This window comes from uncultured Alistipes sp., from assembly GCF_910580175.1.
Taxonomy (GTDB): Bacteria; Bacteroidota; Bacteroidia; order Bacteroidales; family Rikenellaceae; genus Alistipes.
Window position 1 is genome coordinate 1 of sequence record NZ_CAJTXD010000008.1, and the last position, 25,371, is coordinate 25,371.

The 25,371-nt window shown below is 54.5% G+C and carries 19 protein-coding genes, 2 tRNA genes, 1 pseudogene and 1 riboswitch; of the genes and pseudogenes, 16 read left to right on the plus strand and 6 right to left on the minus strand.

Features of this window, described 5'->3' with window-relative positions; translation table 11 throughout:
* Nucleotides 1–389: 389 nt before the first annotated feature.
* The gene (gene dmpI / locus QZ298_RS08435) at nt 390–605 is read left to right on the plus strand and encodes a 4-oxalocrotonate tautomerase DmpI (protein WP_296008088.1); all 216 of its coding nucleotides are present in this window, start codon (nt 390–392) and stop codon (nt 603–605) included.
* Between the two features lie 87 nt (nt 606–692).
* On the opposite strand, the gene QZ298_RS08440 is transcribed toward dmpI, so the two are convergent.
* Nucleotides 693–959, minus strand: coding sequence for a type B 50S ribosomal protein L31 (locus QZ298_RS08440; RefSeq protein WP_009596455.1), 267 nt, complete (start codon nt 957–959; stop codon nt 693–695).
* Nucleotides 960–1,214: 255 nt separating this feature from the next.
* On the opposite strand from QZ298_RS08440, the gene QZ298_RS08445 reads away from it, so the two are divergent.
* A tRNA-Ile gene (locus QZ298_RS08445) sits at nt 1,215–1,288 on the plus strand.
* 84 nt (nt 1,289–1,372) lie between these two features.
* Here QZ298_RS08445 and QZ298_RS08450 read toward each other — a convergent pair.
* From QZ298_RS08450 to QZ298_RS08460, 3 genes are all read right to left on the minus strand, one after another.
* The gene (locus tag QZ298_RS08450; protein ID WP_296008046.1) at nt 1,373–1,765 is read right to left on the minus strand and encodes a hypothetical protein; all 393 of its coding nucleotides are present in this window, start codon (nt 1,763–1,765) and stop codon (nt 1,373–1,375) included.
* Nucleotides 1,766–2,164: 399 nt separating this feature from the next.
* Nucleotides 2,165–2,860 (minus strand): hypothetical protein, encoded by a 696-nt coding sequence (locus QZ298_RS08455; protein WP_296008049.1) that lies wholly within the window; start codon nt 2,858–2,860, stop codon nt 2,165–2,167.
* 314 nt (nt 2,861–3,174) lie between these two features.
* Nucleotides 3,175–3,247 (minus strand) — tRNA-Lys (locus QZ298_RS08460).
* Between the two features lie 495 nt (nt 3,248–3,742).
* Here QZ298_RS08460 and metK point away from each other — a divergent pair.
* The 7 genes from metK (at nt 3,743) to QZ298_RS08495 (ending at nt 12,799) form a co-directional block, all read left to right on the plus strand.
* Entirely contained in the window at nt 3,743–5,047 is a 1,305-nt protein-coding gene (metK, locus tag QZ298_RS08465) for a methionine adenosyltransferase (protein ID WP_296008052.1), read from the plus strand.
* Between the two features lie 219 nt (nt 5,048–5,266).
* Nucleotides 5,267–6,754, plus strand: coding sequence for a Do family serine endopeptidase (locus QZ298_RS08470; RefSeq protein WP_296008055.1), 1,488 nt, complete (start codon nt 5,267–5,269; stop codon nt 6,752–6,754).
* Between the two features lie 53 nt (nt 6,755–6,807).
* A complete protein-coding gene (locus QZ298_RS08475; protein ID WP_296008058.1) occupies nt 6,808–7,668 on the plus strand; it encodes an RNA polymerase sigma factor RpoD/SigA in 861 nt (286 codons plus the stop codon).
* Between the two features lie 726 nt (nt 7,669–8,394).
* A complete protein-coding gene (plsY, locus tag QZ298_RS08480; protein ID WP_296008061.1) occupies nt 8,395–9,093 on the plus strand; it encodes a glycerol-3-phosphate 1-O-acyltransferase PlsY in 699 nt (232 codons plus the stop codon).
* Nucleotides 9,094–9,163: 70 nt separating this feature from the next.
* The gene (locus QZ298_RS08485; protein WP_296008064.1) at nt 9,164–10,864 is read left to right on the plus strand and encodes an AMP-binding protein; all 1,701 of its coding nucleotides are present in this window, start codon (nt 9,164–9,166) and stop codon (nt 10,862–10,864) included.
* A gap of 131 nt (nt 10,865–10,995) precedes the next feature.
* Nucleotides 10,996–12,057 (plus strand): sensor histidine kinase, encoded by a 1,062-nt coding sequence (locus QZ298_RS08490; protein WP_296008066.1) that lies wholly within the window; start codon nt 10,996–10,998, stop codon nt 12,055–12,057.
* Nucleotides 12,050–12,799: a LytTR family DNA-binding domain-containing protein gene (locus tag QZ298_RS08495; protein ID WP_296008070.1), complete on the plus strand. Its 750-nt coding sequence runs from the start codon at nt 12,050–12,052 to the stop codon at nt 12,797–12,799. Before QZ298_RS08490 ends, QZ298_RS08495 begins: the two co-directional genes overlap by 8 nt.
* A gap of 6 nt (nt 12,800–12,805) precedes the next feature.
* Here the strand turns inward: QZ298_RS08495 and QZ298_RS08500 are convergent, their stop codons facing one another.
* Nucleotides 12,806–13,273, minus strand: a complete 468-nt coding sequence (locus tag QZ298_RS08500; protein ID WP_296008072.1) for a type I restriction enzyme HsdR N-terminal domain-containing protein — start codon at nt 13,271–13,273, stop codon at nt 12,806–12,808.
* Nucleotides 13,274–13,646: 373 nt separating this feature from the next.
* Nucleotides 13,647–14,242: pseudogene (locus QZ298_RS08505) on the minus strand (hypothetical protein); the annotation flags it as partial.
* Between the two features lie 191 nt (nt 14,243–14,433).
* Nucleotides 14,434–14,628: riboswitch (cobalamin riboswitch) on the plus strand.
* Between the two features lie 166 nt (nt 14,629–14,794).
* On the opposite strand from QZ298_RS08505, the gene QZ298_RS08510 reads away from it, so the two are divergent.
* The 7 genes from QZ298_RS08510 to QZ298_RS08540 all read left to right on the plus strand — a co-directional run.
* Nucleotides 14,795–15,727: a DUF4465 domain-containing protein gene (locus QZ298_RS08510; protein WP_160656669.1), complete on the plus strand. Its 933-nt coding sequence runs from the start codon at nt 14,795–14,797 to the stop codon at nt 15,725–15,727.
* A gap of 57 nt (nt 15,728–15,784) precedes the next feature.
* Entirely contained in the window at nt 15,785–16,867 is a 1,083-nt protein-coding gene (locus tag QZ298_RS08515; RefSeq protein WP_353848133.1) for a DUF5074 domain-containing protein, read from the plus strand.
* A 97-nt stretch (nt 16,868–16,964) separates the two neighbouring features.
* Entirely contained in the window at nt 16,965–18,698 is a 1,734-nt protein-coding gene (locus tag QZ298_RS08520; RefSeq protein WP_363323882.1) for a PKD-like domain-containing protein, read from the plus strand.
* A gap of 19 nt (nt 18,699–18,717) precedes the next feature.
* On the plus strand, nt 18,718–20,907 hold the full coding sequence (locus tag QZ298_RS08525; RefSeq protein ID WP_296008077.1) for a hypothetical protein: 2,190 nt from the start codon (nt 18,718–18,720) through the stop codon (nt 20,905–20,907).
* Nucleotides 20,908–20,962: 55 nt separating this feature from the next.
* Nucleotides 20,963–23,095 (plus strand): TonB-dependent receptor, encoded by a 2,133-nt coding sequence (locus tag QZ298_RS08530; RefSeq protein ID WP_296008080.1) that lies wholly within the window; start codon nt 20,963–20,965, stop codon nt 23,093–23,095.
* Between the two features lie 234 nt (nt 23,096–23,329).
* On the plus strand, nt 23,330–24,469 hold the full coding sequence (locus tag QZ298_RS08535) for an ABC transporter substrate-binding protein (RefSeq protein ID WP_296008083.1): 1,140 nt from the start codon (nt 23,330–23,332) through the stop codon (nt 24,467–24,469).
* The coding region (locus tag QZ298_RS08540; protein ID WP_296008085.1) for an iron ABC transporter permease at nt 24,470–25,371 on the plus strand (902 nt) is incomplete at its 3' end.

Sequence of the window (25,371 nt, forward strand, 5' to 3'; positions counted from 1 at the left end):
TGCCTTCCAGCAAGGCGACGATACCCGCGTCTTCAGTAAGGAAGACTTGGTCGGCTAAATCTTAAGCCGGGGGGGCATTCGTGGGGGCGGCAATAAGTTGGCTTGGGGCATATGGAATTCACGAATAGACCGCCGGATAGGGATAATGGGGCTGCTTGATCGGAGTTTTAGTTTTCGGTATGTCGGTTAATGTCGTCGTAGATTGTTTTGCGGACAATGCACAATCTATACTGATTGGCAATAAGGCAAGGCGGTTTGACTTTGGGCGCATTTCCGCAATTGTACGCCTCTTTGAATATGGGCCATTTGTTTTGCCGCATTACTTTATAATTTGTGCTGGAGACGGGAATTATTTGTTATATTTGAAGAAATATTCAATTAGAATCGTTATGCCCTATATCTCCATTGAATGCGGTACTTTAACCGCTGTGCAGAAACAGAATTTGATCGAACAGCTTACCGAAGCGGCTGTCGAAACGACCGGAATCCCCAAGCAGTTTTTTATGGTTTCGATCAAAGAATTGCCCGACGATAGCATCGGCATTGGCGGCCGCTCGCTCGACCGGATCAAAAAGGAATATGGAAATGATGAAGCTGCTGGATGATCGGCCGATTCAGGGGGGGGCTCTGTGTTTGCAGGTAAAAAGAAACGGGTCGCATTGGCGACCCGTTCGTTCAGAAAGCGGAATTCGTTATTTCGCGCCTTTCTTGTCGTAGCGTTTTGCGTAGCGGCTCATAAACTTATCGACGCGACCGGCGGTGTCAACCAACTTCATCTTGCCCGTGTAGAACGGGTGCGACGTGTTGGAAATTTCCATCTTATACACGGGATAGGTTTCGCCGTTCACTTCGATGGTCTCTTTTGTCGAAACGGCGGACCGACACAAAAACACGTGGTCGTTGGACATGTCCTTGAACGCCACCAAACGATAATTCTCCGGATGAATACCCTTTTTCATTTGTCGTTTTTGTTTTTAGTTTGTGCTTAAGCGCCACAAAGGTAATAAAAAATCGGGAATTAACAATTCGCCGCGTGCAAATCTTTCGTTGGAATGCAAAAATATCGCTATTCGTGCAACACTCCGGAAGAGAAGGCCGTGCCGCTGCATGACTTCCTGGTTCATTTTGCCCTCCGCAGGGGGAACATTTGCGCAATCCGGATTGTTTTCGTATCTTTGTCGCGCCGCAGACGATCCGCAGTCGGTCGTCGGCAGGGGCCCATAGCTCAGTCGGTCAGAGCAGCGGACTCATAATCCGAAGGTCGTGGGATCATGCCCCTCTGGGCCCACTTGTTGCGAAAAACGCCTCCCGGTAAGGGAGGCGTTTCGTTTTTTTACTTGTTCTCTGATAAAATCGGGAAATGCGAGAGGTGTCAGCCGATTCGTTTGTAGTATTCTTTGGTGTCGCCGTATGCAAGAATCAGTTCTGTCGCAGTGAGCGATTCGATCACAGCGATATTCGTTTGTCCGTTCGGCAGCGTGATGCGGAGCGTGCCGGCGGTCATTTGATAAGTGGTGCGTTGAGTCTGCGTTCCGGAGCTGTCGATCTGGGTCGCTACGGCGCTGCCGTTTTCGTAGAATCGTACGGTCAGAACATAACCCCATTGGGCGCCGAATTCCGTGTCCCAACCCTCGGACTGCGACCATAATTTGGTCATTTCCCATGTGCCGATCAATGTGCCGGTAACGGAGGTCTCTTCCTCTTTGTCGCAGCCGACGAATGCGATTGCTGCCATGGCGAGCATCGAAAAGATGAATCTTTTCATATGACTTTTTGAATGATTTGGGCGCATCCCCGGCTCCTGCGATGCGAATTTATAAAATGAAGAAAGTGTGGAGCCGGTTCGTCTATTCGTATTAGAGGTTCTGGTAAACCCGGAAGCAAATAAACAGAAACAATACCCCACACCTGTATCGTATGACGGCGTGCCATACAAAAACAGATGATGAGCGTTATTGCTTTCTCCCTGCTTCCTTTGAAATTTACCAGATTTCTAATACAGGTGTGAGCGAAACACTTTCGTCCAACATGTTCGTCGCTGAGGCGACAATGCAAAAAAGGTACAAGATGATTTCGCTTTGGCAACGCTTCCGGGGTATTGTGTCTGCAAATTTTGGTGGAAAAGAGTTGGAATACGATATTGAAAGTACAAAAAGGGGGATTATTATTGTTTTTTGCGGCAGAGGTGGCTCGCCACGATCGCGGCTTCGGCCAGACCGGCGAGAATGCCGATGATTCCTACATAGGTGTGGAATCCGTTGTCGTCGCGGTAGTTCTCCGTCGACCAGTTCAGCAGCGATTTCCAGCCGCTCTGTACGATGTTCTGATCCTCGATCGGATAGAGCAGTCCTGCGAATACCAGTGCGGCGAGCGGCAGCAGGAGCGCCCAGCGGCCGTGTTTCCGGGTTGCGGCCCATAGGCGGATGCCTTGGAAAAGAATCATCATCGGCAGCACCGTCTTGAATGCCGCCAAAATCAGCCGCACGGTGCCGTAGATGTTGGCGCCGCCAAGTACGAAGAACGCCAGCATGTAGCCGATGCCCATCCAGACGATTTTTTGCCCGCGCAGGTGCGGCGGCAGCAGTCCGAAGAGCAGCAGCATGCACCAGATCGTGTTCTGTTTCCAGTTGGCGCTCTCCAGAAGCGCCGGGTCGATCAGGTCGATGTCGAGCAGTGCGATGACACCCAGCACCAGCAGGTAGCAGGGGATGAACAACGGCAGCAGTTTTTCGTTGCTGCGGGCGATTTCGGCCGCCAGGGTCGTCGGTTTGCTGCCGGCGGTTCGATCCGGAATTTGCCTTGCCGGCGTTTCCGGAGCGGCCGGCAGGGATGTCGTTCGGGGAGTTTCTTCGGGGTGCATGGGCGGTTGTCTTTTTCGGAGTTCGGATCTCTTTGCGGCCGCTCCGGCCAATGATGCAGCGTTCTGGTGCAAAATGGACGGCGGTGCTTTTGTATTGTGCAAAGATACGCAGCTTTTCCCTTTCGGAGGCGTTGCACGGAGTGAAAAATATTTTATCCGTAAATACTCCCAGTCTGCGGCGCGCGCTTGCGAGTTTTTGTCTGGGAAGAGTGCGGCCCGTGCGGCTCGAAAAGCCGCGCCGGATGATTCCGGGTGCCGGCATATCATGGCGGAAAGTATATGAAAAAAGCGGAAAACTTGAGTTTTCCGCTTCGTACCCCCCCAGGGGCTCGAACCCTGGACCCCAACATTAAGAGTGTCGTGCTCTACCAACTGAGCTAGAGAGGCATCAATCATTAGGATTGCGGATGCAAAGGTAGGGATAAATTCTTATTTTGCAAAAAATATCGCAACTTTTTTGCGGACGATTTGAAAAAAGGCCTTGAGAAGGCTTCCGAGGCCCTTCGAGTGGGGGGCTTCGGCAAATACCTTGCCGCTCCTTCCGCACCTCTTTTCGGGGGCGGGCGATTTCTGGGACATGCCGTTCCCGCGCGCGGCCCGTTCCGATATAAGAAATTCCGATCGAGGGCAATTTTGATTTTCATATTTTGATATTTCTTTTTACCTTTGCCCTCCCGCCGCTGATCGGCGCGGGAGATGTGGAAAGATTTGACTGCTTGCAAACCACAATAAAAAATTGCTAAACCAGCATGTTTTTTATTTCCAACAGCCAATTTTTCCCATTTTATACATTAACCGGGTTCGTTTTTCCGTTCCGGAGCCTGCGGCGGTTGTCCGCCGGGTCGGGGGCGAATGATTGCGAACTTTAAAAAAACGTATACGATGGGTTTTTTGTTTACATCGGAGTCGGTGTCCGAAGGGCACCCCGATAAGGTGGCGGATCAGATTTCCGACGCCATTCTCGACGAGTTTCTGCGTCACGATTCCAATTCCAAGGTCGCTTGCGAGACGTTGTGCACCACCGGTCTGGTGGTCGTCGCCGGCGAGGTGCGTTCCGAGGCCTATGTCGATGTGCAGGGCGTAGCCCGCGGCGTCATCGGGCGGATCGGTTACACCAAGAGCGAGTATCAGTTCGATTGCAATTCGTGCGGCATTCTCTCGGCCATCCACGAGCAGTCGTCCGACATCAACCAGGGCGTCGTGCGTGCTACCGAGGAGGAGCAGGGGGCCGGCGACCAAGGCATCATGTTCGGTTACGCCTGCAACGAGACGCGCGAGATGATGCCCGCTACGTTGATTCTTTCGCACGTCATCCTCAAGGAGCTGGCCGACATCCGCCGTGCCGGCGAAATGATGACCTACCTGCGTCCCGATTCCAAGTCGCAGGTCACGATCGAGTACGACGAGCGAACCGGGCGTCCCCTGCGTGTACATACCATCGTCGTTTCGACGCAGCACGATGAATTCATAGCGGCCGGAAACGGCGTGAGCGAAGCCGAAGCCGAGCGGCAGATGCAGGAGCGCATCCGCAACGACGTGCGCACGATTCTCATTCCCCGCGTCAAGGCCCGTCTGGAGCGGGCCGGCGACAAGCTCGCCGAGTTGATCGGCGACGATTACATTCTGCATGTCAATCCCACCGGCAAGTTCGTCATCGGCGGCCCGCACGGCGATACGGGACTTACCGGCCGCAAGATCATCGTCGACACTTATGGCGGGCGCGGCGCTCACGGCGGCGGTGCTTTTTCGGGCAAGGATTCTTCCAAGGTCGACCGTTCGGCCGCTTATGCGGCGCGTCACATCGCCAAAAACTTGGTGGCTGCGGGCGTTGCCGACGAGGTGCTGGTCGAACTCTCCTATGCCATCGGCATCGCCGAGCCGCTTTCGATCTATGTCGATACCTACCGCTCGGCCCGGCCCAAGGCGTTGGAGGGCATGACCGATGGCGAGATCGCGCGCCGGATCGGCAAGTTGTTCGATCTGCGTCCTGCCGCCATCGTCAAGCGTTTCGGGTTGAAGCACCCCATCTTCGAGGCTACTGCGTCTTACGGTCACTTCGGTAATAGGCCTTACTGCAAAAAAGTGAAGATTTGGGAGAACGGCCGCGAAGTCGAGCGCGAAATCGAGTTCTTCGGTTGGGAGAAGCTCGATGCGGTCGAGTGCATCCGCAAAGAGTTCGGTTTGTAAGACCGAGAAAGCGCAATGTTTTGCATAGCAACGTTGCCCCTGCCGCACGCAATGCGGCAGGGGCAATTCTTGTGCGTTCGCCGGGCGCTGGAATTCCGGGGCGGGTTCCGAATTCTGTTTCCTTGCATACTATTTCCTCGCTTATTGCCGTTTGTCCTGCAAAATTGAATGAAGCCTATGGTAAAAACAGCCTCCGAATCATTTTAAAATAGTTCGATTATGAAAAAGGCATTTTTGTTTTTGGGAATCCTCGCCGCTTCGGCCGTGGCCGGCGGCGTCTCGGCCTGGGCGGTCGCCGACGGCGGTTCGCGTGTGGAATACATCGAGCGTGAGGTGGAGCGTACGCCCGCCCTCGGCGCGCAGTTTACTGCCTACGAGGCGGGACAATATCCTGACCTGACTTATGCGGCGGAGAACGCCGTGAAGGCCGTGGTCAATATCGAGGCTGTGCAGCAGGTCGAGGTGCCCCGGCGCGGACAATCGGGTTACGATCCGTTTCTCGAATTTTTCGGTATTCCCCAGATGCAGCCCCGCGGCGGCAACGAACCGCGCTATCAGGAGCGCCGGGCCGGCGGTTCGGGCGTCATCATTTCGGAGGACGGCTATGTGGTAACCAATAACCATGTGGTCGACGGTGCCACCAAGTTGCGCGTGAAGCTCAACGACGGACGCGCTTTCGACGCCGAGTTGATCGGCAAGGATTCGGCCACCGACATCGCTTTGTTGAAGATCGACGCCGGGAATCTGCCAACGCTGGCCTTCGGATCGTCCGACGCTTTGCGGCTGGGAGAGTGGGTGCTGGCCATCGGTTCGCCGTTCGACCTTCAATCGACCATTACGGCCGGCATCGTCAGCGCCAAGGCGCGGAACCTGGGCGCCATTCCCAACGATTTCAGCATCGAGTCGTTCATCCAGACCGACGCCGCGGTCAATCCCGGCAATTCGGGAGGCGCGCTGGTCAACACCCATGGCGAGCTGGTGGGCATCAATACGCTGATCAAGTCGCAGACCGGTAGTTATGTAGGTTATTCGTTCGCTGTGCCCGAAGCCATCGTCCGCAAAGTGGTCGTCGACCTCAAGGAGTACGGTCTCGTGCAGCGCGCCATGCTGGGTGTGATGTTCCGGCCTGTCGATCAGGATTTCATCGATAGCGATGAGGGCAAGCAGTTGGGCATCAAGGAGGTCGGCGGCGTCTACGTGGCCGGTGTGACCGAGGGCGGCGCTGCTTCCGAGGCGGGCATCCGCAAGGGCGACGTCATTTTGGATATTGACGGCGTGCGTCTCGGTTCGTCGGCTACGCTCCAGGAGCAGATTGCGCGGCGCCGTCCCAACGACAAGGTGGCCCTTTCGGTAAAAAGAGACGGGAAAGTGAAACATTTCGAGGTCGTTTTGCGTAATAAAGCAGATAAACCCGAACTCTTGACCCGCGAAGATGTCGACGTCGTCGAAACGCTGGGCGGCAAGTTGCAGGATGCGGGCGCCAAGCTCTGCCGGCAGCTGGAGATTCAGGGCGGCGTGCAGGTCGTGGGCGTACAACCCGGCGGCATTCTGGCCCGGGCGCGCGTGAAGCAGGGATTCGTCATTACGCACATCAACGACAGGGCGGTCTTTTCGCTTGCAGACATGCGCCGCCTGACTCAGAAGGTGCGTTCGATCGACGGTATCTATCCCGACGGACGTGCGGCAAGTTACGTGCTGGTAGAGTAGCCGTGCTCCGGGGCGGGTCGTATGAAACGAAGAAATTATTTATAGTATAGAACATGCGTCAGTTAAAAATTACAAAATCCATCACTAACCGCGAAAGCGCTTCGCTGGACAAGTACCTCCAGGAGATCGGCAAGGAGGAGCTTATTACAGTCGAAGAGGAGGTGGAACTCGCCCAACGGATCAAGAAAGGAGACCAGGAAGCGCTCGAAAAGCTTACCAAGGCCAACCTGCGCTTCGTCGTCTCCGTCGCTAAACAATACCAGAACCAGGGATTGAGTCTGCCCGACTTGATCAACGAGGGCAACCTCGGTCTGATCAAGGCCGCCGAGAAGTTCGACGAGACCCGTGGGTTCAAGTTCATTTCCTATGCCGTGTGGTGGATCCGCCAGTCGATTCTCCAGGCGCTGGCCGAGCAGTCGCGCATCGTGCGCCTGCCGCTCAATCAGGTGGGTTCGCTCAACAAGATCAACAAGGCATTCGCCCGCTTCGAGCAGGAGCACGAGCGTACGCCGTCGCCCGAGGAGTTGGCCAACGAGCTGGAATTGCCCAAGGAGAAGGTTACCGACACGCTGCGCGTCGCTGGCCGTCATGTCTCCGTCGACGCTCCGTTCGCTGACGGCGAGGACAATTCGCTCTTGGATGTACTGGTCAACCCCGACTCGCCCAATGCCGATCGCGGCTTGATCAACGAGTCGCTCTCGACCGAAGTCGATCGGGCCTTGGAGACCCTGACCGACCGCGAGCGCGATATCATCAAGTATTTCTTCGGCATCGGATGCTCCGAAATGACGCTCGAAGAGATCGGCGAGAAATTCGATCTCACGCGCGAGCGTGTGCGACAGATCAAGGAGAAAGCGATTCGCCGTCTGCGGCATTCTTCGCGGTCGAAATTGTTGAAATCTTATCTGGGGTAGCCGACGGTTGCCTCGTCGACAGCCGGAAGCATCCGCTTCCGGCTGTCTTGTGGAAGCGGGGGAGGGCGCAGGCTCCCCGACGATAAAAAACAGCTCTCTGTTAACCCGGAATGTCGGGGGTCACGGCTCCCGGCAGTGCGGTACGTAGATTCAGCAATCCACTGACGGTGTAAGGCGCAAAAAAGAAGTTGATGCAAAAGTTCAGCGCAGAAAATTCGGTGCAAACGGTTCATTCGGCACCGACGATTCGGTGCAAAGACGTTTGTTTTCTGTTTTGCGGTGCCGTTAGTTATCCATCCCAGTCTGTCCCGGGGCTGCCGCCGTCGGCTTCTCCGGGCCATTCATTCCAGCGATTGCTTTTCGCTCCTGCCGCGGGCTACCGCCACGAGTCGTCGGGAGCCTTGACGAACGTCGGCACGTGGGGCCTCTACTTTGCGTCTTCGTCCTACGCGGCAGGCAGCATCAACGCGGCTTACTTGCGCTTCGAGTCGGGCAACGTGAACCCGCTGAACAACGCCAACCGGGCGTCCGGTCTCTCCGTGCGCTGCGTCCAAGCATCTGCAAGGGAGCTGTTTTTTATCTTTCCCATTGTCCGTTGTTTCAAATTTTTTGTTATATTTGCCATATGAACTCCGACTTCGGGTTGTCGTGTTTCGGACGATCGGTTGTGTCCGTTCGTTTTCGCAGCATATGCTCCCGAGGCGTTAAATTAATCCGGAAGTTGTTATGATTCTGACGATTTATACTGCTACGACCATGATCGTGCTTGCCTATGTCCTGGGGTCGATTCCCAGTGCTGTATGGATAGGCAAAAAATACTATGGCATCGACATCCGCGAGCATGGCAGCAAGAATGCCGGCACTACCAACATGCTGCGCGTTCTGGGCCGTCGGGCCGCGGTGCCCGTTTTCGCCCTCGATTTCTTGAAGGGCTTCGTAGCCGTTACCGTCATCGAGTTGATGCAGTACGATGCGCTGATCGGTCAGAACGATATCATCAACCTGAAGATCGGCGCTGTCGTGGCTGCTGTGCTGGGGCATATTTTCCCTGTCTTCGCCGGATTCCGCGGCGGCAAGGGAGTCGCTACGCTCGTCGGAGCTGTTACCGGCATCTATCCGCCCGCCGCTTTGCTGTGCTTCGGCGTGTGGCTGGTGGTGCTGATGATTTCGCATTATGTGTCGCTCGCGTCGATGATCGCAGGGTGTTGTTTCCCGGTCTTCACGCTCATTTCGCCCAAGGTCAACGGGTCGATCGCTTTCGTGGTCTTCTCGTTCGTGATCGCCGTTCTGTTGATCGTTACCCACCGAAAGAACATCAAGCGGTTGAAAGAAGGCACCGAATCGAAAATCTATATTTGGAAGCCGCGGAGCGCCCGTGGGGCCGCATCCCGTTCCCAAGGCCGGAATCCGGACAGTAAATCTTAACGCGCGGATACTGCGCCGTGACAACGACACTTCGCGGTTCGGTTTTTGTGTCCGCCAGAAGTTCAACGCTATGTTACAGGAGAATCTACTGAAAATCTACGAAGCGAGTTTCCGCGAAAACCGTGAAATGGCGGCTCTGACCGATTATTTCAAGGACGAAACGTTTTCGTATTATGAAATGGCCAAGGAGATCGCCAAGTTGCATCTCCTCTTCAAGAAAGCCGGCATCAAGCAAGGCGATAAGATCGCGTTGATCGGACGCAACAATCCCCGCTGGTGCATCACTTATATCGGCACGATTACCTACGGCGCTGTCATCGTGCCGATCTTGCAGGACTTCACGCCTGCCGACATCATCCACATCATCAACCACTCCGAGAGCCGTCTCCTGTTCTTGAGCGATAATTTCTGGGATGTCATCGAGGAGGAGCAGATCAAGCAGATCGAAGCCGTTTTTTCGCTTACCGACTTCCATGCGATCTACGAGCGCGACGGCAAGTCGCTGACGAAGTTCCAGCGCGATATTCTTAAGAATTACCGTTCGAAATACCCGCGCGGTTTCAGCATCAACGACATCAAGTATCCCGATGTACCCAACGATCGGGTAATCTTGTTGAATTATACGTCCGGCACGACCGGTTATTCCAAGGGTGTGATGCTTACCGTGAACAACCTCACGGGCAACGTAGTTTTCGCCCGCGATGCGCTCAACACGCAGACCGGGACGCGCTATTTCCAGAAAGGGGGACGCACCCTTTCGTTCCTTCCCCTGGCCCATGCTTACGGTTGTGCGTTCGATTTTCTTGCCCCTCTGGCCGTCGGCGGACACATCACTTTGCTGGGGCGAATTCCCTCGCCCAAGATTCTCATCGAGGCCATGTCCGTGGTCAAGCCTACGATCATCTGCTGTGTGCCCATGATCCTCGAAAAGGTCTACCGCAAGCAGGTGCTGCCCTTGCTCGAAAAGGGCCCGATGAGTTTGGCCGTGAAGATACCCTTGCTTAATTCGGCCATCTATTCGGTAATCCGCAAGAAGTTGATGGATGCTTTCGGCGGCAACGTCTCGATCTTCATCGTCGGCGGTGCTCCCATGAACCAGGAGACCGAGGCTTTCTTGATGAAGATCCGTTTTCCGATCACTATCGGCTACGGCATGACCGAGTGTGCGCCGCTCATCAGCTTTGCGCCCGACAACGAGTTCAAGGCCGGGTCGTGCGGCACCTATCTTAAGGGGTTGCTCGAAGTGCGGATCGACTCCGCCGATCCCGAGCATACGGCCGGCGAAATCCTCGTCCGCGGCGAGCATGTGATGACCGGTTACTACAAGAACGACAAGGACACGCAGAAGGTGCTCGATGCCGAGGGATGGCTCCACACCGGCGACATGGGCACCATGGATGCCGACGGTACGATCTATATTCGCGGACGCTCCAAGACCATGATCCTTTCCGGCAGCGGGCAGAACATCTATCCCGAGGAGATCGAGGACAAACTCAACAACATGTATATGGTGCTCGAATCGCTCGTGCTCGATGCCGGCGGCGGGCGGCTCAAGGCATTGGTCGTACCCGATTACGAGCAGGCCGAGAACGAAGGCGTCGACAAGAACGACCTGCCCCAGATCATGCAGAACAACCTGGTGGAGCTGAACGCTCAGCTGGCAGCCTATGAAAAGGTCGCCGAAGTCGTGCTCTATCCCACCGAGTTCGAGAAAACGCCCAAGCGGAGCATCAAGCGTTATCTGTACAATCCGGCATTGTTGAACAAATAGGAAGCCCCTTTGCGGCGGCGACTGCGGAAAACCGGGCCTTATTTCGTGCCTTTAACTTTGTTTTAGATACTCCCGCTCGGCAAAAGCAAGCGAGCTTGCTTTTGCCCTCGCTTATTCGTACCTTTGCCTCTATGAAAATCACACGCAAGCAAACCATAGGCGAGAACCTGCTCTATGTCATGGTGTGGTCGGCCATCATTCTGGTGCCGGTGCTCAATTCGCAGATGATGTCCGAGTTGCATGTCGATCTGGGCAATGTGTTGATCGCCTGGCGGCAGGTGGCGCCTTACTTGATCATCTTCATCGTCCATAATTCGGTGCTCGCTCCGCGGTTCATGCTGCGGCACAAGTACTGGATGTATCTGGCAAGCAATATTTTGCTCATTCTTGCTGTCTTCACGCCCGTCTATCTCTTGGGCGACCGGCTTGTCGTGCAGATACCTGTCGAGCAGGCGACCCATACCTTGCGCAACGTGTCGTTTACCAATCTGGAGATGTATTGGAACGTCGTGTTGGCGCTCTTCATGACCGGGGCCAATTCGGGGATCAAGCTCATGTACCAGTCGATCCGTGATGAGCAGCAGATGGAGGAGCTGAAACAACAGAACTTGCAAGCCGAAATGGATTACCTCAAGTACCAGATCAACCCGCATTTCTTCATGAATACGCTCAACAACATCCACGCGTTGATCGACATCGATCCCGAGTATGCCAAGAGCGCCGTGATCGAGCTTTCGAAGATGATGCGTTATGTACTTTACGATTCGGGCCGCGAGCGGATTTCGCTCAACCGCGACATCCAGTTCCTGAAGAATTATATCGGATTGATGCGCATCCGCTATACCGACGCCATCGACATCCGCATCGACTCGCCCCGCGATCTGCCCGAGCAGGTCTCCATTCCGCCGTTGTTGTTCATCGTCTTCGTCGAGAACGCATTCAAGCACGGCGTAAGTTATAATCGCAGGTCGTTCATCCATCTGACCATCGGGTATGCTGACGACAAGGTTACCGGGAAGATCGTCAACAGCCGTCATGCCGGTTCCGGTAAGCCGCACAAGGCCGGCATCGGATTGGAGAACGTGCGCAAGCGGCTCGGCTTGATTTACGGGCCGCGCGGGTATACGCTCGACATCCGCGAAGAGGCCGACACCTATACCGTTGAACTCGTAATCCCTACGCTCCATGCTTAGATGTGTCGCTATCGACGACGAACCGTTGGCTTTGCGTCAGCTGGCCGCTTATATCGCCAAGATTCCTTATTTGCAGCTCGTCGCTTCGTGCAACAATGCCATCGAGGCGCAGCCCTTGTTGGCTGGACAGCAGATCGACTTGATCTTCGTCGATATCAACATGCCTGACCTGAACGGTGTCGACTTCGTGCGTACGCTTACCGAGCGACCCATGGTAATCTTTACCACGGCGTATTCCGAGTATGCCGTCGAGGGGTTCAAGCTGGATGCTGTCGATTATCTGTTGAAGCCGTTCGGATTCGCCGATTTCAGCCGGTCGGTCGCCAAGGCCAATTCGCTCTACGAGTTGCGCAACAACCAGCGGAATGCGGCCGATGCAGCCGCGCCGCTTTCCGAAGCCGAGCCGAAAGACAAGGAGTTCATCTCGGTCAAGGCCGATTACAAGGTCTCGCTGGTGCGTATTGCCGATATCGTTTATCTGGAGAGCGAGGGCGAATATGTGCGCATGCACCTTGCCGACGGCAGTACGATCACTACCTTGTTTCGGCTTAAGAACATGGAAGCGGCGCTCCCTTCCGACTCTTTCATGCGCGTGCACCGTTCTTACATCGTCAATCTGCGTTGCATCAAGGCTTATGTCAAGGGGCGCGTCTTCCTCTCCGATGCAGAGTATGTTCCCATCGGTGAGAATTACAAAGAGGCGTTCCAGCGTTACGTCGATACCAATTTCAGGAATCTGTAAGCCCGGTCACGGGTTCGCCGCAAGGTTCGGGAAATCGGAGCATTGTTCGTAGCGGCCTTCCGTGTATTCCCAGCAGTAGTGTTTCAGCCCGTTGGTCAGAACGATCCAACGGGCGCATAGTACCGAGTTGTAGCGTACGGCCTGCGCCAGCGTGCGGTCGGTAATCGGCACCTCGGGGGCCTTGCATTCGGCCAGCAGCAGCGGTTCGCCGCAGTCGCCCGCCACCACCACGTCGGCACGTTGAGGTTGGCCGTTCAGTGCCACAGCATATTCTTCGGCGATGCGTTTCGCCTGCACGCCGCATGTTGTCACAAGATAGGCGATCAGATGTTGGCGTACCCATTCTTCCGGGGTCAGCACCAGATAGATGCCCCGCAGGGCGTCCCATATTTCCACCGTGTCGCCGCGTTGGCGTGCCCGCAGCCGTATGGGCGGGAAGTTCAGCCGGGGATAGTCGGGGGCTTGCGGATTCATGGAGCGGTTTTGGGAGTTCGGGGCGTGCCGGAATTTCGGGGTTTTTCTCGCGGCGCAAGGTAGTCATTTATTCCCGTTTTGCCAATTATCCGTGGTTTTTACTTCGATTTTTCGTGTCTTTAACTTCGTTTTAGATACTTCCGCTCGGCAAAATGCAAGCGAGCTTGCTTTTGCGCTCGCTTATTCGTATCTTTAATGCAGTGGAGAATAATTGCTTGACTGCAAGCGATATAAGAAAATCATCGTGAAAAAAGGCAACGGATAAGTAAGTCGTAAAGTGTGTAAGATCACTTCATTTTCACGATTTCAAACAACTCGTTAATCTTATTGCAAAAGTAATTCTTTTTGCGTTATTCGCAATATCTATAACGATTTATTTTTCATCTTTTGACATTTCGATTTGTTCGGCGTTCTTTGCAGCCAAGACCTGTTTGGCATTGAGACGCGAAACCACCTTTTTGCCTGTTCTGGCTTCGAGTTCCAGTCGGGCATTGCGGGCGATCGTGCCACCTTGCCGTGCGACCGCTTTGTGTGCCGCCAGCGTTCGGGGCTCGGTTACCTCGGTTATGTCTTTGGTAGATGCCTCCGCGAGCATATTGAGAATCAGCTCGGTGTTGGTCATGTTGTCCGCAAGTTCTCTTTATGCAGTCCCTTGTACGCCTTGTACTCGCGTGTGGTAAAACCCGACCACGTATTGGTAATTATGTCGGTCAGCGTAGCGAACTGCTGCCCCTCCTGCACTCCGCGCTTTTTCCATGCGTCGGTCAAGTCCTTGCGCACCTCAATCGCTTTTAATCGCTGATTGATCCAGTTGTCCGAATACCCCAATTGCTTATAATCGGCCATCGCCTGCTGAATCGACAATTCGGGGTCCTGCATCTGGTCGAGACGGTCGGTAGCGACTTGAGCCATCCACTGCTTGAATGGCTCCGCTTTCGGCGACGGGATCGACTGAATGATACGGAACATTCCCTGCGCCGTTGCGCAATTCACTTTCTGGCGACCTCCGTTTGTTTTAGATGATGCCGCAATTCTCTACTACAAGCCATATCGGCGTTTCCACATATGAAAAACAAGTGCTTACAAAATAAATATAGATTATACCTATTAAAAAGTTGAACAAAAAATCAGAAAAAGAGTAGAACGAAAGAATAAAAATGCTACCTTTGTACCAGTCAAGTTTCCATAGGCGTACCGCCTGCATGGAATTAAAAGGGAATTCGGTGAAAATCCGAGCTGTACCTGCAGCTGTAAGTCCCCGCAAATGTTTGTCGCACTCTTTGCCACTGGTGTAAACTGGGAAGGCGCGACAAATGGGACGAGTCAGAAGACCTGCTTGATGAGCAATGTGATTCAGCGACCACGGGTAATTGGCGCTCGATCAAAATGAAACAAGGTTCATCATACAGATACCTCACATTTCTTTTTGATAACTTGTCCGCACCCGTTCGTTGCGAATCCATCGCAAGGAACGATTTGACGTGTGCGTACCTTTTGTTTAACTTTTTAATAAACAAGGTTATGAAAAAGAATTTCAGATTGATGGCGATGGCCGTTGCAGCAATGGCCGCCGTGACGTTCTCCGCTTGCAATGCGGATGACGATTTTTTCGCAGAACCTCTGCATGACGAAGCGGCTCCCGACACCCGAGCCAATGTGGAAAGTGAATGGGTTACAGTGACTTTCGATGATGTATCCTCCAATCAGCTTGCCGGTCCGACTTCCTACGGTGCCAATCTATACGATGGCTACACTGGATCGAATCCGACCCGTTTTACCACTTACACCGACCGAGCAGCTCGGCTTTTCAACATCGTATACGGATTGAATGAAGACGGTTACGGAGGTACGTATAATTATTGGAACGGAGGTATTGCCGTTTCGAACTGGAATATCCGCTCCAACGTCGACGGTCATTCGGGCGATTGGTGGTATTCCTACCAAAACCAATGCAGCGTTTACAATACGGCGTCCGTAGATAATGCCAATGAAAATGCCGGACACAGCGGATCGAATTTCGGCGTGGTTTACGGATATACCGACACTTACTCGGGATTCATCGCTTGTGCGCAGATGTCGCTGGCAAACAATGCGGAACGCAAGTTCGACCGAATGTATGTCTGCAACTCTTCTTACGCATACGGCGTAATCGTCAATGGCAACAGCTTCACGCAGGGCAGCTTACCGAGCAAGAACGGTTGGTTCAAGCTGGTGGTTCGCGGTTATAAGACCGGAGCTACGGCTCCTGTGGCGACGGACGAAATCTATCTTGCGGACTATCGGAACGAAAGCAATGTTTGTCTTACCGAGTGGACGTTATTCGATCTGACGAACATCAAAAAACAGGCCGTAAATCGTATCGAGTTCGATTTCGTGGGTTCGGATTCAGGAGCCTACGGGTTGAACACGCCGGCTTATGTCTGCATTGACGACGTTCGTATTTCTAGAAACTAATTAAATAACCGGGGTGAAAATGGAGATGGCTCGTCTCCATTTCCACTTGTTTGATCCATGACAAAGCGTATATTTTATTTTTTATTCGCACTCCTATTGACCTCATGTATGGGGTATGGTCCCATCGACGAGGAAACGTTTTATATAGACGGCAATTTCGGTGACGGAAGCGAGGTTACAGGCAAGGGGTTGTTCATTACCAACGAGGGGAACTTCATGTACGGCAATGCGTCGTTATCCTACTACGATCCCGAAACGAAACGGGTGGAGAACGAGGTATTCGCCCGTGCCAATGCTCAGAAATTAGGCGACGTGGCGCAGTCGATGACCATGCACGGCGGTCTGGGCTGGATTGTAGTGAACAACTCGGGCGTCATCTTCGCCATCGACCCCAATACGTTCAAGGAGGTGGGACGTATTACGGGTTTTACCTCGCCGAGATACATTCATTTCCTATCGGACGAAAAAGCCTATGTGACGCAGATATGGGATCCGCGCATCTATATCGTCAATCCCAAGACCTACCAGATTACAGGGTACATCGAGACAGACATGGACTACGAATCGGGTTCTACGGAGCAGATGGTGCAATACGGCAAATACGTCTTTACAAATTGCTGGTCGTACCAGAACCGTATTCTGAAAATCGACACTGAAACTGATGAGGTTGTCGATGAACTGGTCGTGGGTATCCAACCCACCTCGCTGGTAATGGATTGCAACAATAAGATGTGGACGATTACCGACGGCGGTTACGAAGGATCGCCCTACGGGCACGAGGCGCCGTCGCTCTATCGCATCGACGCCGAGACGTTCAAAATCGAAAAGCAGTTCAAGTTCAAGTTCGGCGACTGGCCCTCGGAGGTGCAGCTGAACGGAACGAAAGACAAGGTCTACTGGCTCAACAATTCGGTTTGGTGCATGGGTGTGACAGCCGATCGTGTGCCGGTAAAACCGTTTCTCGAATATCATAACACACTTTACTACGGATTGACTATCAATCCCGTAAACGGCGACGTTTATATCGCCGATGCCATCGACTACGTGCAGAACGGCGTGGTGCTGCGCTATTCGGCCGAGGGCGAGTTGCTCGACACTTTTACCGTCGGCATCATTCCGGGAGCTTTTTGCTGGAGATAAAAATCATCGGATTATGAAAAAACTTTACACTCTCTTTTTGATTACGGTCTTTCTTGCGGGATGCAACAAGGACGGGCAGGTCGAAATCGACCAGCCGATGACGCCGCAAATCACTCTCGACAGCGAGGATGGAATCTATACGGTAAAAGTCGGCCGCGAACTGACCATCGCCCCAACGGTGCAGTATGCAGAAAACGCCCTTTTCTCGTGGACGTTGGACGGGAAACTGCTCTCCACGGAACCGACATTGACCCATACATGGAGCGAAGCGGCCGAAGTGTACGTAATGTTCACGGTGCAGAACGAAAACGGCAAGGCCGAAGAGGAGTTGAAAGTGGTGGTGTTGGAGATGGCTCCACCGGTCATTTCGCTGGCTCTGCCGTCAAAAGGGCTGAAGGTACTGCAAAACACGGACTACATCTTTACACCCGATATTCAGAACTCCGATTTGGAGGAGTTTCGATGCGAATGGCTGCGCGAGGGCGAGGTCGTGTCCGAAAGCGTAACCTATACGTTCAACGAGGCGGAGCTTGGCACCTATACGGTTGTTTGCCACGCTTCGAATATCGACGGCGAGACGACGAAAGAGATTACGCTCGAAGTCGTGGACGAACTCCCTTACGAAGTTTTCTTCCACACACAATCCATCTTCCGGACATCGACGGACCGCTATGTTTATATCGGCACGCCGATCTTCCTCGAACCGCAGCTCTCCTATTTCGACAATCCGCAGTTTGTATGGAGCGTGGACGGCGAGACGGTTCCCGATGCCGTAGCGCGCATGTTCCGGTACACACCGACTGAAGCGGGAGAGCATATCGTCCGGGTTACGGTAAGCGAAGCGAAGCAGCAGGCCAAACAACTTACCCGCAACATTATCCGTGCCGAAACGGCGTTCACGGCCGAGGTAAAGGTTACCTGCGTCGATGCTGCGCAAGAGGACCGCTACCGTCCGGCCACGGGAGACAGTTCTCCGCTGTGGAACAAGGTATGGGAATATACACCTGCTCCGGGACAGTTCGTCGGCGAGATGAAGACGGGCGGGTTCGACGGCACGGAGACGACGCAGGAGGCAGCTGTAGCTTATGCCGAGGGGCGTCTGAAAGAGAAGATATGGGTGTCGCTTGGTGCTTTCGGCGGCTACATCGTCGTAGGCTTCGACCATAGTATCCCCAAACGGGCGACGGCAGAGGGCGAATACGACTTCACGATTCAGGGCAACGCTTTCGACGGATCGTCGGAACCGGGTATCGTTTGGGTTATGCAGGACATCAATAAAAACGGCGAGCCCGATGACGAGTGGTACGAACTGCGCGGCAGCGACACGGATAAGGAGGGGACTATTCAGAATTACGCTGTCACTTATTATCGTCCCGCCGGCAAACAGATGGACGTGCAGTGGACCGATTCGGAGGGCAAATCGGGGTGCATCGATTATCTGATTACTTACCATCAGCAGGATTATTACTATCCTGCTTGGATCAAATCGGATACCTACACTCTTTACGGAACCCGTCTGGCTCCGAACAATGTGCAGGACCCGACCACTGGATACTGGGATAATCAATCCTATGGCTGGGGGTATGTCGACAATTTCAGCGAAACAGACAACCTCGGCGGCGACGTGGTAGACGGCAGCGGCCAGACCAATGGCTTCCGCATCGCCAATGCCATGTATCGTGACGGCACGCCGGTCGATCTCCAATACGTGGACTTCATCAAGATTCAGACGGGCGTGCAGGTCAAGAGCGGCTGGCTCGGAGAGGTCTCGACGGAGGTATTCTCTTTCTCGGATTTGTCCGTTGCGCCCGATAACGAAAACAATAAATAACCAGAAACTATATAAAATTATGAATTTGAAAAAAATGCTATTGTTGGTCACCGTCGGTTTTCTGATGTTGGCCGGTTGCAGCGATGACGATCCGATCAATCCGATTCCTGAAGATGCGGACGACAACTTCATCACATCGGTGGTGCTGACCGTCGGCGAAACCTCCTATGCTGCGGCGATCGAAGGGAACGACATTACCGTAACGGTTCCCTACAACGTATCGCTCGACGGTGCTGCGGCCGAATTCAAGTACACGCCGTCGGCGACGATCATGCCCGATCCGGCCGAAATCACCGATTGGAATACCGAACGTCAGTTCCGCGTGACCTCCTACAACGGTCGGACAAACGACTACAAATACCTCGTCGTAAAAGACGATATCCGCGAAGAGGGCGATGTCGTGCTTAAAACCGATGCCGAGGTCAAGGCATTCGCCGACAAAGGCGTGACGATTATCAAGGGCGACCTTATCGTCGGCGAGGCGAGCGGAGACAACTCCGTGACAAACATCGAGGCGCTTTCGGCACTCACGCAGGTCGAAGGCGACATCGTCATCAACGACACCTATAAGGGCACGACACTGGACGGTCTGGAAAATGTTGTGAAGATCGGCGGCCTGCACATCGGCTCGACCGAGGCGGCGTCTACCGCTTCCGAACTCTACTATGCGAACCTCCGATCGCTCGAAGAGATTGCGGGCGACATAACGATATGCAACGACAAATTGCAGTGGTTCGAAGCCGAGAAACTGACGGCAATCGGCGGTTCGCTGGTCATGCGCTCGGCGGCGCTTACGTCGGTAACGACGCCCGCTTTGGCGACAGTCGGCAGCGATTTCGAGTTGCAGGGCTCGAACGAGGAGAAGGCAGGCGGCGATATGACTATTGTCGAGATGAAAGCACTTGCATCTGTCGGCGGTAAAATCAACATCAAGAACTTTGCGAAACTCAACGCCGTGAAATTCGAAGCGCTGACTTCGGCCGGAGCTGTGCTGTTGCCGACGATTCCATACGAGTTCGAGACGATTTCGTTGCCCGTGCTTTCCGAGGTGGGCGGCGACATTCAGCTTATCGCCAACACCGACGCCACCTCTATCGGCGGCATGGCGATGAATACGGGCGTCAAGACCATCGACATGAACTCTCTGTCGGAAGTGGACGGCACGATCGTCCTCTCTGCGTTCGCAGAACTTCGCGAGATACCTTCTCTGAACGGAATCAAGGTAAAAGGCATCGAGCTTGTCAACTTAAGTAAAGTGCCCGATCCGCTGAATCTTTCCCAAACGACTTTCTCGGGCGGTGGTCGGCTCCTGCTTACCAACATGAATCTTATTGCAACGCTTACGTTGCCTGTGCAGGCGGATGTAACGCTCGAACTGCGGTACAACAAACTGTTGGGCAAGGTTGATGGCGTCGAAGAGCTTGCAGGACTCGTTTATGTACCCGGAACGGACTGCTCGTTCTCTTCGCTGAAGAGTGTCCGGGGCGATGTTTCGTTCAGCAACGGTCCTCAAACGACGATCTCTACGCCCCAGCTCGAAAAGGTCGGCGGCAACCTGTTGAACGATGTCGAAAAGATCGGTTATCCGAAACTTATCGAAGTAGGTGGTTATCTGGCCGTAAGCGACAACGTCAGCGACGATAGCGGAACGGCGTGCGACTTCCGCGTCCTGCGCAAGATCGGCGGCCAACTTTACTTCGACAGTACCAATATTTACGCAGCTATCGATATGCCTGAATTGGAGGAGATCGGTACGGCCGCCGATCCGGCATACTACAAGGCGGGGGCGAACGATAAGTATTACAAGGAAGCCCTGTACGGCTCCTGCGCGCTTACAAGCTACGATGGTCTGCATCTTCCTAAACTGCGGAAGATCGGCGGCGCCGGCTTTACCCTCGACCTCGGGCTGGGCGGCGGCATGTCGTATTTGGAAGAGCTGTCACTGCCTTTACTCGAAGAGGTGGATGGGATTTTCCAGATCCACCAAAACGGTCCGGGAATGACACCGGCCGCCCCTCTGGAACGAATCGCACTTCCTGTCATCGCAAAGATCGGATCCGTACATATCGAAGGGTGTTCGGTTACGGATTTCAGTGCCTTTGCACCTGTTGTCGGACAATTATCGGACGAAACATGGTTCGTCCACGAGGATTGTTCCTATAGTCCGACATGGCAGGACATGAAGAACGGAAAATACAAGAAAGAATAACCATTTCGAAAACCGTCTGCGACCTTTACGGGCCGTAGGCGGTTTTACTTTCCTTATGAAGAAACTGACGGCATTCCTATTCGCCTTGCTTCTCGGATTCTCCGGCTTCGCGCAGGAAAAGTCGAAGAGCGACGGGCAACCGCCCGCAAGATCGGGCAAAGGCTGGTGGAACGACAATCCGTCGTTCGTCCAGCCGATTCCGGAGGTTTACGTTACGGCGCGGCGGCCGATGAAAGAAATCGGTATGCAGCAGACCAAACTCGATTCGACGGTGCTGAAAGAGAATATCGCCCTTTCGATGGCCGACGTGCTGACGTTCAATACCTCGATCTTCGTCAAGCAGTACGGTCGCGCCACGCTCTCGACCGTAGCGTTCCGCGGTACGTCGCCCTCGCATACGCAGGTAACATGGAACGGCATGCGCATCAACTCGCCGATGCTCGGCATGACCGACTTTTCGATGATTCCCTCCTACTTCATCGACGACGCCTCGCTGCTGCACGGCACCTCGTCGGTCAACGAGACGGGCGGCGGACTGGGCGGTGCCGTGAAACTCTCCACGCAACCCGCCGAAGCCGACGGATTCGGGTTGCAATACGTGCAGGGCGTCGGGTCGTTCAAGACGTTCGACGAATTTTTGCGCCTGACTTACGGCGACAAGCATTGGCAGGTCTCGACCCGTGCGGTCTATTCATCTTCCGACAACGATTTCAAGTACAGGAACTACAACAAGAAGATGAATATCTATGACGATGACCACCAAATCGTCGGCACCTACTATCCTATCGAACGCAACAAATGCGGTGCGTTCCGTGATTTTCACATCTTGCAGGAGGTGTACTACAATACCGGCCGCGGCGACCGCTTCGGATTGCAGGCGTGGTTCCTCGACTCGAAGCGCGGCGTGCCGATGCTGTCGGTCGATCACCGCTCGGACGACGAATACGTGAACGAGCAGACGGAGCAGACCTTTCGCGGCATTCTGTCGTGGGACCGGCTGCGCGGCAACTACAAAGTAGGCTTGCGCGCCGGCTATATCCATACGGGACAGGGCTACGATTTCTCGAAGGACAAAGGCAACGGCACGATGGCGGAGATGATCCGCTCGCGCAGCAAGATAAACACGTTGTACGGACAGGCTGAGGGTGAATATTACATCGGCAAGAAATGGCTCTTCATGGCGAATGTCTCGGTGCACCAGCATTTCGTGGAGAGCCGCGACAAGAATGTCCTCGAACTCAATTCGCAGTCGTTGGCGCAGGGAAATAACAAGAAAGTGGTCGTGGGATATGATAAGGGGCGCGTTGAAGTATCGGCCTATGCCTCGGCCAAGTGGATGCCGACCGACCGGTTGGGAGTGTCGGTGGCCTTGCGCGAAGAGATGTACGGCGAGGAGTGGTCGCCCGTCATTCCGGCCTTTTTCGCCGACTATGTGGTCTCGAAACGCGGCAGCATCGTAGTCAAAGCCTCCGTATCGCGCAACTATCGCTTTCCGACGCTTAACGACCTCTACTTCCTGCCGGGCGGCAATCCCGATCTGAAAAAGGAGCAGGGGTTTACCTACGACGCCGGATTTTCGTTCGCCGTGGGTAAGGAGGGCATCTATTCGCTCAACGGTTCGGCGACGTGGTTCGACTCGTATATCGACGACTGGATCGTGTGGCTGCCGACGTTCAAGGGTTTCTGGACGCCGAAGAACGTCAAGGAGGTACACGCGTACGGCGTCGAACTGAAAGCCGATGCGACGGTGCGGCTCTCGAAGAACTGGCAGTTGGGCGCAGACGTCTCGTTTTCGTGGACACCCTCGATCAACAACGGTGACCCAGTGGACTGGGCCGACAAGGCGATCGGCAAACAGCTGGTCTATGTCCCCGAATACTCCGCTTCGGCGACAGGCCGATTGTCGTACCGATCGTGGCGTCTCGTTTACAAGTGGTGCTATTACAGCGAGCGTTTCACTACCTCGGACAACGACATGAAAAGCAAGATCTCGCGCGTATTGCCCTACTACATGAGCGACGTGTCGCTGGAAAAACTCTTTTCGCTGCATTGGTCGGATTTCTCGGTCAAGGTAGCCGTAAAGAACCTTTTCAACGAGGAGTACGAATCGGTGCTCTCGCGTCCCATGCCGCGCATGAATTTCGAGGTATTCCTCGATATACGGCCCAAATGGGGTAAAAAGAGATAGAGATAACGGCAGTGTCCCTTTTCATCGCGGAAACCTTTGCAAACCTTCTTCGTAAAAGATTATTCGCTGCGGTGTTTTGTATGGACGAAAGCCGAAAGACTGATTAGAGATTAGTTGCAGAGTGTTATTTGCCATAACGACTTAATCGGATTTTCGCCCATGCTATCGAGGGGAAACGGACGAACAGCCCCGTTTCCCCCTTTTTTGAACCGAATGAAAACGAATAAAAGAACTATGAAACGATGGATTCAGTTGGCGGTAGTCGCTCTGTGCGCGATAGTCGTCGCGGCCTGTGGTCGCAAGAGCGTTTCGCTCGAAGATTTTGACAAGCCGGTCTACATGCTCGAATACGCTTCGGGATTCGACATTCAGGGGGCCGACAGCAAACAAAGCGTACTGCTCACCGTCACGAATCCGTGGCAGAGCGCGGACGGCATCGCCGTGCAGTTATTCATCGCCCGCGACGGCGAAACCGCTCCCGAGGGCTTCGACGGACAGGTGCTTGAAGGCGATGCCGAACGTATCGTGGCGATGTCCTCGACCCATATCGCCATGCTCGACGCCATAGGCGAGGTCGACCGCGTGGTCGGCGTATCGGGCATCGACTACATCTCCAATCCCGACATTCAGGCGCGCCGCGACCGCATCGGCGACGTGGGCTACGAAGGGAATATCAACTATGAATTGCTGTTGTCGCTCTATCCCGACCTCGTGCTGCTCTACGGCGTGAACGGTGCCAGCGGCATGGAGCCGAAGCTCCGCGAGTTGGGCATCCCGTTCCTCTACGTCGGCGACTACCTCGAAGAGTCGCCGTTGGGCAAAGCCGAGTGGCTGGTAGTACTCTCGGAGGTCGTCGGCAAACGTGCGGAGGGTGAAAAGGTCTTCGCGGAAATCCCCGTCCGCTATAATGCACTGAAACAGCGGGTGGCGGAGAACACCCTCGACGCGCCGTCGGTGATGCTCAACATGCCCTACGGCGATTCGTGGTTCATGCCCTCGACCGAAAGCTATGCCGTGCGGCTGATTAAGGATGCGGGCGGCGATTACATCTACAAGAAGAACATGGGCAACGCCTCGACGCCTATCGACATGGAGGAAGCCTATCTGCTCGCGTCGGCTGCCGATATGTGGCTGAACGTGGGTATGGCGAGCACGCTCGGCGAGGTGAAAGCCGCCTGCCCGAAGTTCGCCGACACCCGCTGCTTCCGCAACGGATACGTCTATAACAACAACGCCCGCACCAACGCCGCCGGAGGCAACGACTACTTCGAATCGGGCGTCGTGCACCCCGAACTCGTGCTGCGCGACCTTATCAAGATATTTCACCCCGAACTCGTGGAGGAGGATTTCGTCTATTACAAACGACTGAAATAGATGCGCTCCCGCTCTGCTATATTGTTCGCAACCTTGTCCGCATTTACGGTCGGCCTCTTTCTGCTGGATCTGGCCGTCGGTGCCGTGCGCATCCCCCTCGACGACGTATGGGCGGCACTGACGGGCGGCGACTGTCCGCAAGCGACGGCGAAAATCGTCCTGAATATCCGCCTGATAAAGGCAATTGTGGCTCTGCTGGCGGGCGCGGCGCTGTCGGTCAGCGGCTTGCAGATGCAGACGCTGTTCCGCAACCCGCTGGCAGGTCCCTACGTGCTCGGCATCAGTTCGGGCGCGAGCCTCGGCGTGGCGCTCGTGGTGCTTGCCGGCGTCGGCTCGTCGGTCGGCATCGCTACGGCCGCATGGGCGGGAGCTGCGACTGTGCTGCTGGTAATCGCTGCTGTAGGCCACCGCATCAAGGACATCATGGTCATCCTGATTCTCGGCATGATGTTCTCGTCCGGTGTGGGTGCCGTAGTGCAAATCCTGCAATACCTAAGCAAAGAGGAGGCCTTGAAAGCCTTCGTTGTCTGGACGATGGGGTCGCTCGGCGACGTGACGGTGCCACAGCTCGCTGTCCTCGTGCCGTCGGTTATCGCCGGCTTACTGCTGGCGGTAATCACGATCAAGCCGCTCAACCTCCTGCTATTCGGAGAGGAATATGCCGTAACTATGGGGCTGAATATCCGCCGCTCGCGCGGACTGCTGTTTCTCTCGACAACACTGCTGGCCGGCACAGTAACGGCTTTCTGCGGCCCGATAGGTTTTATCGGTCTTGCTATGCCCCACGTCGCACGGATGCTGTTCCGCAACGGCGACCACCGCGTGCTCGTGCCGGGCACCCTTCTTTCGGGTGCGGCGGTGCTGCTCCTTTGCGACCTCGTTTCCAAATTGTTTACCCTGCC